The sequence below is a fragment of the Vibrio penaeicida genome (assembly GCF_030689305.1).
In the GTDB taxonomy this organism is placed as follows: Bacteria; Pseudomonadota; Gammaproteobacteria; order Enterobacterales; family Vibrionaceae; genus Vibrio; species Vibrio penaeicida_B.
In genome coordinates this window covers 36114-49104 of record NZ_JAUYVM010000021.1, presented here as the reverse complement: position 1 = coordinate 49104, position 12991 = coordinate 36114, and the positions used below count along the sequence as shown (strand labels likewise).

At 42.8% G+C, this 12991-nt stretch carries 13 protein-coding genes; 4 read left to right on the top strand and 9 right to left on the bottom strand.

Annotation, left to right across the window (positions count from 1 at the left end; all coding sequences use genetic code 11):
* The first annotated feature begins 252 nt into the window (after positions 1–252).
* Entirely contained in the window at positions 253–804 is a 552-nt protein-coding gene (locus Q8W40_RS24075; protein WP_305400881.1) for a GNAT family N-acetyltransferase, read from the top strand.
* Between the two features lie 450 nt (positions 805–1254).
* On the opposite strand, the gene Q8W40_RS24070 is transcribed toward Q8W40_RS24075, so the two are convergent.
* The 6 genes from Q8W40_RS24070 to Q8W40_RS24045 form a co-directional block, all read right to left on the bottom strand.
* Positions 1255–2559 carry a hypothetical protein gene (locus Q8W40_RS24070; RefSeq protein ID WP_305400879.1) on the bottom strand — a complete coding sequence of 435 codons (1305 nt, stop codon included), beginning with the start codon at positions 2557–2559 and terminating at the stop codon, positions 1255–1257.
* A 205-nt stretch (positions 2560–2764) separates the two neighbouring features.
* Positions 2765–3127 (bottom strand): hypothetical protein, encoded by a 363-nt coding sequence (locus Q8W40_RS24065; protein ID WP_305400877.1) that lies wholly within the window; start codon positions 3125–3127, stop codon positions 2765–2767.
* Between the two features lie 639 nt (positions 3128–3766).
* Positions 3767–4414, bottom strand: coding sequence for a hypothetical protein (locus tag Q8W40_RS24060; protein WP_305400875.1), 648 nt, complete (start codon positions 4412–4414; stop codon positions 3767–3769).
* A 235-nt stretch (positions 4415–4649) separates the two neighbouring features.
* Positions 4650–5129 carry a hypothetical protein gene (locus tag Q8W40_RS24055; RefSeq protein WP_305400874.1) on the bottom strand — a complete coding sequence of 160 codons (480 nt, stop codon included), beginning with the start codon at positions 5127–5129 and terminating at the stop codon, positions 4650–4652.
* A 12-nt stretch (positions 5130–5141) separates the two neighbouring features.
* The gene (locus Q8W40_RS24050) at positions 5142–5867 is read right to left on the bottom strand and encodes a hypothetical protein (RefSeq protein WP_305400873.1); all 726 of its coding nucleotides are present in this window, start codon (positions 5865–5867) and stop codon (positions 5142–5144) included.
* Between the two features lie 784 nt (positions 5868–6651).
* A complete protein-coding gene (locus Q8W40_RS24045; RefSeq protein ID WP_370693426.1) occupies positions 6652–7956 on the bottom strand; it encodes an IS4 family transposase in 1305 nt (434 codons plus the stop codon).
* A gap of 863 nt (positions 7957–8819) precedes the next feature.
* Between Q8W40_RS24045 and Q8W40_RS24040 the strand changes: the two genes are divergently transcribed.
* From Q8W40_RS24040 to Q8W40_RS24030, 3 genes are all read left to right on the top strand, one after another.
* Positions 8820–9314 carry a DUF2589 domain-containing protein gene (locus Q8W40_RS24040; protein WP_305400869.1) on the top strand — a complete coding sequence of 165 codons (495 nt, stop codon included), beginning with the start codon at positions 8820–8822 and terminating at the stop codon, positions 9312–9314.
* Positions 9315–9342: 28 nt separating this feature from the next.
* Positions 9343–9933, top strand: coding sequence for a DUF2589 domain-containing protein (locus Q8W40_RS24035; protein WP_305400867.1), 591 nt, complete (start codon positions 9343–9345; stop codon positions 9931–9933).
* 64 nt (positions 9934–9997) lie between these two features.
* Positions 9998–10357, top strand: coding sequence for a hypothetical protein (locus tag Q8W40_RS24030; RefSeq protein ID WP_305400865.1), 360 nt, complete (start codon positions 9998–10000; stop codon positions 10355–10357).
* A gap of 91 nt (positions 10358–10448) precedes the next feature.
* Here the strand turns inward: Q8W40_RS24030 and Q8W40_RS24025 are convergent, their stop codons facing one another.
* The 3 genes from Q8W40_RS24025 to Q8W40_RS24015 form a co-directional block, all read right to left on the bottom strand.
* Entirely contained in the window at positions 10449–11264 is an 816-nt protein-coding gene (locus Q8W40_RS24025; protein ID WP_305400863.1) for a cobalamin-binding protein, read from the bottom strand.
* Between the two features lie 141 nt (positions 11265–11405).
* Positions 11406–12014 carry a hypothetical protein gene (locus tag Q8W40_RS24020; RefSeq protein ID WP_305400862.1) on the bottom strand — a complete coding sequence of 203 codons (609 nt, stop codon included), beginning with the start codon at positions 12012–12014 and terminating at the stop codon, positions 11406–11408.
* A gap of 443 nt (positions 12015–12457) precedes the next feature.
* Positions 12458–12949 (bottom strand): hypothetical protein, encoded by a 492-nt coding sequence (locus Q8W40_RS24015; RefSeq protein WP_305400860.1) that lies wholly within the window; start codon positions 12947–12949, stop codon positions 12458–12460.
* Between the last annotated feature and the right edge of the window lie 42 nt (positions 12950–12991).

Genomic DNA, 12991 nt, shown 5'->3' with positions numbered 1-12991 from the left:
TGCTCATAAGAAGCCATTGAGTACTTCACCTCAATACGCTTACTTCACCTTAACTAACCTTAACTCGGGATAAGAAGTTAGCTAACCCATTAAAATATATGAAATCTTTATCGAGACGTTCTAATGAGAAATTTTCACTTAAGACAAGGCGAAACCACGAACCAATAACGGGTTATTGGGAGAGGATTCAACGCAGTATTAAGTGAAAAAAGCCAATAGAAAGTAAGTTGTTATCCCGAGTTCAGGTTAACTATGTCATTCAGCCCTTTAAAACAATTCAACAATCACACCGTTAAAAAGCAAACCGCCAAAACGGATGTGATTCCACAACCAAATACGATTCAGCTGGCACCCATTCATCTTAAGCATGCACTGCTCATCCTAAAGCGCATAAGCAAAAACATTTGCCAAGCGTTGAACTGCTTACCGATAAACTCCATTGAAAGTGCACAGGATTACATCTTAGAAAACAGTGGCAAGCCACATACTCGGCAAGGGGTATTTCATCTTGAGTTTGGCCTCATCGGCTGTGTGGGCTACTACCTACACACTGACCAGCGACAACCTCATGCCTTTATCTATTACTGGATATCCGCTCCCTACCAACGTAAAGGCTTTGCTTCATTAGCCATCGAGCAGCTTATCCACCAACTCAAGCAGCAAGGCATAACCCAGCTGTATGCCGATGTGTTCGACAACAACTATGCTTCTCAAAACTTACTGTATAGCTTTGGTTTTAAGCGGCAAGAAAAGCCGGTTCGATTTGAACCTAGAATGATATTTCGGTTTGAGAGGAGAATGTGAAGCTAACAAAAGTTGATTAAAGAGACTGGAAAGAGAGAATGTGATTGGTAAAGAAGAGTCGGTAAAGCGTGCTCTACCGACTCTCAAAAGAAAGCGAGTCTCAGGACTTCGGCTTCCAGATATCTAAACCTCTGCCCCCACTTCCCTCTCAACCTCTCTCAAAGCACGTTTTGCTGATGTCACTCACCTTAAAAAGCGTAAAATTGCTAAAAACCACACCTAAACACCGAGAATTTACCTAATAACTCACTGGATTTGATGGAGATGTCGACTGAAAGATGCATTGTTAAAGATTGTCTTGGTTGCCTTTTTGTAAGTTTCCTGTCCCTTTTAATTCTTGAGTTTTTTTCTCGCGGTGACTATGTGCAGATGACCATCTTTTGAGGTGGTTGTTAAAGATGAGCACACATACTTGGACCTTTTCGTACCCTGTCCCCCCTTCGTGCTCGTTTACGTGTTTGTTCTATTCCACTCTTTTAGTAGTCTCAACATAATTGTCTTCGCCGTTTTCTTCTTCCCTTCTGCAGTCAGAGGATTGGGATCAAACACTATGCTGTTATACACATCGATAATGTACTCGATCAAAGAGCATATGGACCCGTCTTGAACTTTCACCACTTCACTTTTGCTTTTCAAGCCATAAGATCCCTCTAGGATCTCACTTGTAAGTCGTTTGGTTTGTTCTGTGTCTGCTACTTTATATTTGAGACAACTGTTCTTGCTGAGGTCTTCCATCAAACCGGTCCGTTGACTGCCCTCCTTATCCGTACATTGGTATTTGACATAATCTTCTCCAGTATTATGGGTTGCTGTCCCTGCTTTATACAGCAGGCTTCCGCTGGGCACGTTCTTTACGATCAGTTTAAGAAACACGTCTTCTAGTAGTTTAAAATAAGTGATGTCTTCTTTACAAAGTATTAGACCTTTATGAAAACAAAAGTTATCTAATTCCCTCAGGTATGCAGTCGTTTGTTCACCCGCCCCACTTTTGCGTTTTGTTTCTATGTTCTTAATCCAGGCAGGATTCACGAAAGTTACCACGCCACTTTGCGGAAAGCCCTGGCCGTATAACATCGGACAGTACGCTTCGCTTCTCGCCTCGTTGATCCTGCGTTCCAGCTCTTGTATCTCCCCGTATTCATACACCTTATCACCGTCATCATTCGGGTTCATTGGTCCATATGCCCGGTCGTCCACGATCCAACAAGGCATTTTCAAGCGTTTAGCTACGGCACAGGCTGCGAATCGACCCCATCCAATTCCGGCACCTGGGTATGCGATGAGTTGGATGCTATTCAAGTGTCCTCCCTTTTGCCGTTCTTTAATACACTTTTCGTAATTGTCTTTGTCGGTTTCGCTCACTACCATGATTACGTTACAGCCATCCTCGGCCATTTTTGCCCACCATGGTCTATATGTTTCACTTTTGTTTTTTTTCAACTTACCCTTAACGGCATCGTTAAACCACTTCCCGTTACGACACCCCGTTGGCACAATCGTTACTGGTCGTGTTCTGTCTATCTGCAGATGTTGTGACTCTAACCAGTCGTCCCTTCCTCCGTACTTGCCTTTGATAGTCGCCACACGCTTCTCTAAGATACTTAATAATAGATCAACATTGGTTTTGAGCTTACAAAGTTCCGGGTTTTGCGTGTCATCTGGTTCTAATAGTACACGTGGGTATTTGACATTCCCGTTAAACCAACTTGTTTGTTGTTCAGCTTTTATTGTAATACCATCTAATAGTTCTTCCATAATCGTTTTCCTTTGGTGTTTCGATTTAACTAAATTAATATTCGATATCTAGTGAATTGCATTTTTTATTACTGGCTAGAGTGGCTTGTGGTTCGTGTGCATAATTCAATCAATCCACATCGGTAACCATAAAATCGAAAACGCTAGAGCTACCAAAAAATATAAGAGACACCCACTCAAACCCACAGGCATCTCCCCCAACCACTCAGCCCCTATAAAACCCCTGAAGGTCAAATTGGGTGTCTAATCCTTTTCCTATCGTGCTGTTAAACACCTGCGTGACTACTTGCTCTAACGCTATGGTTACACCGCTTTTTACCCACCTAAGCCACCGTGTTACATAACCCGCAATGCACTCAGGTGAGGCACCTTGCTCATAAAGCCGCTGAATTTTTGTAAGGTGGTTAGCAATGGTTTTCCACGCTAGGTTTAATGTGTTTTTGGGTTTACCTTCTGCTTTGCCACCGATGCAATAGCCCAGAAAATCAATCCCGTTTTCTGGCACTTTGCCTTGGTAGGTTTTACAAGGGTGAATGGTTTGCTTTACCTCGTCTAAACAGCGATACATCTGCTTTTTTAGTTTTTTTAATTGGTAGCGGGTACGGCATAAAATTAACCAGTCATCCACATAGCTAAATTTTTCAAACTACGTATTTTTTACAAAAGAAGGCAAACCCTAACTGCGTTATCTATCGGGTTACCTTAGGGACCTGTCAGCATGATTAATTGGGCTGTTTTGTTAGAAATAAGGGGGAAGTAATGTTTAGGATAAAATCAGTTATTGTTGGAGAATGAAGTGGTGGTAAGAACCAGTAATTACACTGCGTTCTTTTCCTTGAATTGGACCAGAATATGCTGCTCTGAATCCTGCATCTTGAGGTCACTTGGGTATAATAGCAATTTAAAATTGAATCGATTATCGTGCAGAATACTTTGACCAGTTAGAGTAATCTGGCTTCAACTCGGCCACTGCGATGCGAGTAGGATTTGCCCGTTACCGTATCCTCACCACACAAAAAAGCCCGATGCACACAACGCGAAATACAATAGTAATACTTGGTATCAACCAAACTAACCTGTCGTTTTCACGCTGTTGCCATCGGGCGTTGACCAGAAAATGTTACATTATGTGAGTGTAGGTACTATTTCTCATAACGTAATTTATGGGTGTCTTCATTAATTCCATTTTCTCTAGGGTATGTCGACCCTAGGCATCATGCTCAATCAGTGTTAACACGGAAGCACCAACCGTAACTTCTGCTGCCAAGCTAAATGGGGTATCTTTCAGTCGGCGTATTCCTGTGATCCCTCCGGGCTCGATCACAACCTCGTCTAGAGGCGCTTTTTGATCATTCCTAAAAAGGGTGATTGTCATTGATGGCTGACTTGATGAGCCTACGCTCACTAAAGTCATATGCAGCCTAATGGTGTATTGAATATCGCCCTTTTTAGAAGAAAGCTCTATCCACTGATAAGCCGAGCCATCCTTTTTAGAATCAAGCAGTCCCTTTTCATAAATCGCATCCACCGAGGTATTTTTAGAAATTAATACTGGCAATGGAGCAATAGCACCTACTGTGACTTTTGAACCCGGCTCTGAACGGAAACACAAGGAACCCATATAATGATCCGTTAAATTGGTTACCTGAAGTAGGTTCACATTGTATTTTTTAAAATTCTCATAAGCTGCATTTAGCCCATCTAACACTTTATTCCCTAAGTAGGCGACGGCGGTTGATATAATGTCACCCGTTCCCACGTTCGGAATCATGGACTCTGCGTTTTTTTGGGACATGGCTTTTCTAATTTGGTGTCTTTCTTCCCACCCTTTAACCATATTCTCGATATCTTGCATTGGAATAACTCATTTTGTAGTGTAAGCCCAAGTGACCTCGAAGGTAGGGTATACAACACTTGGGCATAGAGAGTGGTATCAAAAAGTCATCACTTTTGATATCACAGATATTGAATGTTCAGGACAATTAAGGTGACCCACCAGTAATGATTAGGGTCTGTCTAGACTTAAATAAGACTTGAGCAAGCTTATTCATTCTGGGTTCGAGATAACGACGCACCCCGAACTCAGCTCATTAAGAGATATTTTCATCAAGTTGAATTCTTAACGCTCGATAGTCTTTTAAGTCATAGACCGCAATCCAATCTCCAACTTTTGACTCACCTTGAACACTCAATGGGTACCTTGGAACAGTATCGACTCGGACTGTACTGTCTTTTTTGCTGTAATAAAAATACTGACTAAGGGATTCCCTTGCAGAGCATAACCAAAAATTAGGGGTAACTCCTAAGAAATAGCCTTTCGCTATGCCAGATTTCATTTCCCATAATTGCTTGCCAGAATCATCTTCATTGATTTGAAAAATAACAGCATCTTTCTCATCTGAAATCACGCCATACTGATTATAAAGCCCAGATTTTTTAAAACTGATGAAACCGAGCGTTTTTTCGTTCTCATCCACCACTCTCATTTTGAATGGATTACCGACAGGAGTGAGCGTAGACTCAACTGGCGCACTGGCTGGTGCACGATTGAAACTGTTCAAGTCATTCATTTTATACCTTCCTTATGCGCCTTCACGTTCTAAATTTCTTTCAAGGATAAGCTCTTCACTGCTTTTTGATGGCGACTCAATCAACAAAGACTTCAAGTCTTCAAACGCATTGATGGTCTTTAACCAAGAAGCGCCATTAGCACTCCAACCATTATCAGTACTGTACTCAACTGTACGGTCGGTGGTGCCTGTCAAGTCAATAAAACAACCTGGTGACATGGCTTTCGTTATCACTGTTGATGTTTTGAGCTTATCTGTCGAAAAAATCAGTGCAATCTTTGAGATAGGTGTGATGACACGCCCTGCACCAGCGCCCAAAATAGGAAATGCACACAGTGTATTGACTTCGTTGTTCACCATTTGGTTAATGCCAACTGTGTATTTTTGAGTATCTTTGTTCAAGAAAGAGACGGAGGCTTTGCTACCATCAGTGGTATTACTAAGATTACCATTGGTATCGATCGTAATGAGATTACCCAAATCGGTATCAATAGTATTACTAGTTGTGATCACCGTTTTATCTGCGATTTGGGAGAGGGAGTTATAACCACTAAAATCTTCTTCCCACTCTATAAAAGTTTTGGTCAGTAATTTCTTCTTTTCTAATTTAAACCATACGGTAGGTGCGCCATTTCCTGCCGCTTGTACTGCTTTAAATGCGTAAAGCGAGTATCCGTTTTCTTTTAAGTAAGCAACATCATTATTACTGATATTAATGGTTGTGGTATACGTTGTCATTATCTCTTCCCGTCGTTTTCTTAATTCATTAAATGTAAAAAAGTTTGTACTTCGGCTTTATTGCGACATCTTTAAAACCACAGAAACTGTAATAAGATTCCTCCTTAAACTCGATTACACGTGATTACACTAAGGATGAAAAGAGGAGGTCGCATGTCACGAAACACACTATAAATATAAAAAATACAATCGCTTGGAGATGAGCTCAACGCAATAGTCAGTGAAAAGAGCCATTAGAAAGCAGGTTGTTATCTCCCTATTGATTTAACAAGATAATTGGTTCTTTCCGTCGTTCGATAAAAATCTATAACACCCAAGGTTAAATTAGCACTCTATGCCTTGCCTGCAGCTCATATTCAATCATACACTCTAAACCCAAAAGCTAACCTGTAATCAATCTTCCTGAGGATAAATGATGTAAAAACCTACACTTGCCATATTTTAGGCAAACGAATTCCCCGTAAAAGGCATGAAAGTTTTTGCGTCATTTTAGGAAAGGTTAAGCCAGTAACCGTTCACTTTGGCTGACGTTAGGTCGTCGTTTGATTTCTAAATTAGCGCAGTCGCTTTCGAGTGTTTCGGGCTTACCCACTCCCCCTCTGAATACTCTTGTGAACTGAGAGGTGAGTTTTAACACAGTTTTCTGATGAAATATTCAATCTCGTGGGGATAGGCTGTTCAGTTTGTAATAGCCACGTTTATCTTCTCGAATACACTTTCCGGTTAACTCAACCAGTTCCAAGTATGATTTCAGTTCAAATGGCAACCCTTGGGTTAATGCCAGTCAGTTAAGCTGACTGGCATTCTTCTTATTGGGGTATTTTCTATTCCTAGGTTTCACGCTTCTCGGGTATATTCTATCTTCTCTTTTTAGTGGTAAAACATGATGTGGGGTTTCGTCTAAAAGATGATGAATACGTTTGGGAATAGTGCCTGCCGCTTCTAGCCAAAACCCATATATCAAGTGGATTATTGCGGTTGCACTTGTAGTAAAACTCAGTTGGTTAGGATAAATCCCCGGTATCGTCTTTGCCATATTAACCATTTGATATCGGATAATATTGTAGCCAAGCAGGACGCCCCACAGCTCCTGTTCTATCATATCGGGAAGTTTGCTTCTTAACGTGAACTCATTGTTGAGTAAAGACGATTTGATTTCTCGGTAACCCACTTCTATTTCCCATCGGTGGCTATATAAATCGACGATTTCTTCTGATGGGAAGCGCATGGCATCGGTCATTGAGGTCAGGATATTGACCTCTTTTCCCTTAATCGTTTTCGTGAGTAATCTCACTTCAACCGTTTCTGATAGGTCGGGGAATTTCCGCCTTGCTTGAGGACTCGCTCTCAAGGCTATCACTCTGTCATTACGACCTAACTTCTTAATCACTGTGTATTGGGTATCTTTCCTCATTGGCATCAACCAATGGCGTTCTTCACCGGCCTGTTGCCAACGATTGAGTAGCCCCAGAGAGTAAAACCCTCGGTCAAACAGAGTCAGGCTATTATCGGGAGTCGTTTCGATGAGGCGCTCTGCCAATACCATCTCATTCGTTTTATAGCTATCGAAAGCACTCGCTATCATCATGTGACTGGTTAATTCCATCTGACAAACCATACGAACTTGTGGGAAAGCACCGTTGCCATTTTGATTCGAGGCGGATTGATATCGCTCTCTGTTCTCAGGTGTGTCTGGCGTCCGCCAGACTACTCCATCGACACCAAGGAGCTTGAGCCCAGACCAAGTCGGATGCTCGGCTTGCTGATGCCACATTTGCTGACTTTGATGAAAGACTTCTTTTACTGCATCGACACCCAGCCGTTGGCGAGCTTGAACAACAGCGCTAGGAGCCACTAAAGGTTTCTTTCCCGGCAACATCAAATTCGCTTTACTCACAATACTCCAAACAGGCTCCTGTCGATAAAGAGACATGGCGATAACGGTCCAAACAGCCATATCTAAAGGGATACGGCGTTTTCTCATGGTAGACACACCCGAAGTTTTAAGACATTGATTGATAAAGTTTGGGCAAAGAATATCAGAGAGTTTCCCGAGTTCTTCAGTGTTTAGTGCATAGCCATTAGCCATGGCGAGAGCGGTTGTGAGTTGCAAAACAAAAGGTCCTAACCATAGAAAGTTAGGACCTTTATAACTCTTCTAGAGGATCGTTCAACCGATCATTTTGACCTTAACTGATCGGCATTAGCCCTTGGGTATATGTTTTCGGAGGCAGCCAGTAAACCGTAAAAGTTGTTTTGGTTGTTTACCAGCTTTGGCAGCTTCGATGCGCTTTTGGACACTGCTGTGGTCTGAATTTTCTGGAGTTTGGCCATTTTAGCGCGAATTGTTTCACTGTCATGTCTGTGCAACCTTCTAAAAAAGTAGGGTAATCCTACCTACGTAATTGATAGGTCTATCTTAGTGGCTGCAACCATGAGTAATTGGGCTGTTTAGTTAAAAATCTGGGAAAGCAGTGTTTAGGCTAAATCAGTTTTTAGCGAATTCAATCTTATTGGGACAAATTCAGTAAGAAGCAGCCCCTCTCCGGTTGATAGTCAAAATATCATCAGGTGTTCGTGCATTTTCTATGCTATTCGAAATTTGGTTGCTATCGATTCAATATTGACTTCGACGCTATTGCCACAGAATTACTTGAAACGTGAGACTCACGCATATTCAGCCCCTCACTTTCGTTCTGATTACCACCTCTCCTTCATCTCCTTTATTACCCGGATTAAGCCATAACTCTCCCCGAGTAAGCACTTTTCATAATCACTACATTGGACGTTAACAAAGCTGAAAGAGCTGCAATTTCTGCCAATTGCGTTGTCGCCATTGGCATCAAGCAAACACTGCTAATGGGAATTGGGGGAAGCACTACTTTTTAGTTCGTTCTGTCAACGAAGCGCGTACTCCTTCTTCTTCCTCACATACATGGAAAGGAAAGCAACATGTCTAATTCGACACTGACATTACAAAACTTGGTTGAAGCCATCATGGGTTCTATTTCCGAAGCGCAAGACCAAATAGAACGGCAAACTTTAGAAAACATCAATGAATGGTTTGATGAAGATGGTCGCCCGAAAATGATTTCGTTTCGAGTTCCTGCCTTTGGCTCGGAAGCCGATAAAAAGCGAGCCAGAGGTCAGTTGGCTGAGCGAGAAATCCAAGTTCCCCTTATTACCCTTACCCAGAACAATCCTATAAAGATCAAAAAGTTAATTTCCAAATTCGATATTAGCCTGAACGGTGTTGATGGCGTGGATACCGCCACAAAAAACAACGAAAAGTCTGAGAGCCGCTTAAAGCAGGTGTTGTCGACAGACCTGTTTTCAGGTCCCAAAGAGAAAGGGGATCGCAAAGCGACTATGGAAATCGAATTTGAAGCAGGCGAAGCCACCGAAGCCTACTTAAAGCTACAAAACGAGTTACTAAAGCTTTTCTAACCCAAGCAACACACAACAAGGAGACACTATGAGTGAACTCGTAAAAATGTCCGACCAATTTGGCGGACTCCCAATGGACCAACTGATTGGCGGTCCGCTTTCTGCAGCCTGTGACGCGCAAATCACGCTGGCGAAAGCAACGTCGGATTTCATTGAGAATGTCGGTTTCGAAGAAGATGCTAACGGAAACACTTCCGTTCGTATGGTGCCATTCTCATTTGAAAAACCCGAGCAAATCAAACAAGCAGATGGTTCAGTCGCCATTGAAAGCACCAAGTACAAAGTGAGTGTGCCTTTCATCTCTATTGTATCTGTTCCAACGCTTCAGGTATCTGAAGTGGATGTGAACTTTATGATGGAAGTGAAATCGTCATTCAGTGAACAGACCAAAACCGATCGCGCCGCTTCATTCGCTGCGGAAGCGGAAGGTAAATTTGGGCTTTGGAGCGTTAAAGTGAAGTGTCAGGGTTCCGTTGCTTCTAGCAAAGAAACGCAGCGTAAGTCTGACAACTCGGCAAAATATGACGTCGCTGTGAAAGCTCGCCAGTCTGGTACACCGGAAGGTTTGTCCCGCGTACTGGATATCCTTCAACAATCTATTGCGCCAGTTCCTGCGTAAATCCATCCTCAAGGCTCCGTATTCGGAGCCTTTTCAATCAACTGGGTTAAGAAAGTAGAAAACTATGTTTGGACAAGGTACGTCTCAGGTAAATACTTTTGATATTACCGAAATCGGTCATATTGAAAGAGTTGTAGTGGGCACAACCGACCCCGGAAATATCCCGACCGAATCAGAAACCAATAAGCAGATGGCGTTTGTCAATCGCTGCTTAAATGATTTCCCTAAAGGACGAATCATCGGCAATGAGCGAAGCTTCACAGTCGTTCGTATTGGGGAGCATCAGGTCGTCTTGGAGTCGATTGCTTACCATATTGGGTTTAAAAAAGCCCCTCAATGGCTGGTAGAACAGAAAAATGCAGAACCCGAATTCGCCATTGACCCGCAAAAGGTGGATGATATCATCTCGAAACATATTGAATAAGCGTGGCGCTCTGAGCCATGGATGCTGCTCTTTTGCACTAGCATTTTATGAAATGTTAGTGCAGCTCTCTTTCACTTTTCTGTTCTAAAAACTAATTCGACTGCCGTTCACTCCAACCTTTAATAATCTGGTGAAGTTGTTTTACCCCATCCGTCAGCGCGGCTGGTCCGGGTTGCAGAATGTCACTTGAGTTGATTTCATACACTTCATCATTTTGAATGGCGGGAATGTTCTGCCAGCCTTCTCGCTGGGTCAGTTTGTCTTTTTGGAAACGGCGACCACACCAGGAGGCGATGATAATGTCAGGCTGTTTTTCTATCACCTGTTCAGGGTGTTCGATGATTCTGTTTTTGGCTAACGATTCTTTGGCAAACTCTTGATAGCAGTCAATGCCACCAGCGAGTTCCACCAGCTCACTCACCCAAGTGATGCCAGTAATTAATGGATCGAACCACTCTTCAAAATACACTCTCGGTTTGTGAGTGAGCGAATCGGCGCTTGCCTTAACTTCAGCCAGCCCTTGAGTAAGTTCCTGTACTAACTTTTCACCTTTTTGAGGTTCGCCGATAAGCGCGCTAAGCGTTCGTATCATTTGCAGCGTGTCACTCAAAGTTCGGTGATTAAAGCAGTGCACATCGACGCCCTGCTTAACCAAGTCGCGAACAATGTCTGCCTGAATGTCCGAAAATGCCAGAACCAAATCCGGTTTGAGATCCATGATTTTCTCGATACGTGCATTCACAAATGCCGAGACTTTGGGCTTTTCACGTTTGGCTCTCTCAGGGCGTACCGTGTAGGCAGAAACACCGACAATTCTGTCTTCTTCTCCCATCAGGTAAAGCGCCTCGGTGGTTTCTTCTGTCAGGCATATGATTCGTTTTGGCCATTGCGGCGCAGGGATTGGCATCGGGTTCGCCTACTCGTGTTAGTGGATATTAGGTAATTGAATTATAGGGAAGTTTTGAACGAGTTAAACCCAGGCTTTGATAAGGAATTTTAGCGGATAACCGTAAGCACTAAACCTGCAGGTTATTCCGCTGCATACTATTTAGGATGACTTGCTATTTTTCTGACCTTTTTCGTCTTGCGCTACTTTCGTACTGCCATCGGCTACCTTGATTCTTGTGTCTCCAACGACCAGTTCGGTTTCTTTTTTCATGATCTCTGCCAACTGACTGTTCATCTCTCTCGCTAAACCGACAAACTCGCTTGTCGACACTGAGTTGGCATCGAACTGTCTGGCTTTTTCTGCCATTTCTTGTTGATGTCTTTTGTCTTCAAATTCCATTTGAGCCAGTTTGACTTCTTTTTCCATCTGATACTGTTTTATTCGCTCTTCTCGCTCACGCTCCCTGTCTTTGTAGGTTTCGTCTTCCTCTTTACCCACAGAAGCCTCACGAATAACCATAATAAGAGCCATCACGACCGGAGCAATCATACCCACCACTGGCGTAAACGCTTCCACCTCAAGGAAATAGCCAGACATACAGGTAATAAGTACTAACACCACTGTTGTAGGCATTGCCCATCTTCCAACAAGCACCATAACCACTTCCTGGGGCTTTGTTCGGGCTTTTGCTTTGGTATGTTCCTCCTCTTCTAAGTCTTTAAGTTCTTGCTCTATCTGTTCTAACTCATCAAGATCTTTGTCTGACATGCACCCTCCTACAATTGAAAGGACTGATTTAACTAGCCACTGTTATTGTTTGCGACGCTATAAATTGCACCGGTCGGCGACACGTATTGCATAATTTGAAACTACTACTAACCCTAAAAGCCACCGATACCACTCTGGAAACTCAGAGATAAGGGTGAACCCAGGAAGGATGTAGTCCCTGACTACAGGTATAAAACTTAAGATAAAAGGCAGGCAGAAAATCATCGTCAACCATTCGCTTTGCCAGCCGAAACCTACGCTCGTCTGGTCGATTAGCCGAATTTTTGCTTCTGCCCGAGCACGCTGTATTTTTTTGTGGCTGACCAACCGTTCCAGTAAAGTTGCTTTGCATACTTTGTATACGCTCCAAGCCATAATACTCCTCACTTATTCTGAACACATTTAGTTAGCTGGCAATGTGCCCGTATACGAGCACAGCTGTTTTAGAACGAGACTTTCAAACCCACCTGAAAGAGATCAAACTCATCAAATTCTTCAGTTGAACCATCAATTAGAATACTGTCACCAATTTGATAGCCTACGCCGAAACCAACCCCAAAATGGGAAGTGCTCCTTGTGAGTAGGCGTGTAGAGGAAGATGAATTGACCTTAAAATTTGCAAAAGTAGGCGATAGGTAGACAAACAACTGTTCTGTTACATCATGTTGTAGCCTGACACCAGAAGATGCATAGTGTTCAAGCCTCGTGACTTTATCACCACTACGACTGTCTCTTATACCAGTACCTAGCTTGATTTCTGGAATGATTGAAAAGTTGTTCTTCAGTTTACTTTCGTGCCCAACAGACACTACAAATGTATCGAGTTTGGCATCACCTAGCGAGATTTTGGAGATAGAACTTCCCAAAATAATAGATTCTGTTGCATTAGATGCCAGTGCGACAACTGACAAAAGCAAGGCATAGATTAAGCGCATTGTTCACTCCTTTGTTGATAGTCATTGATAGAAAGCTTCAAT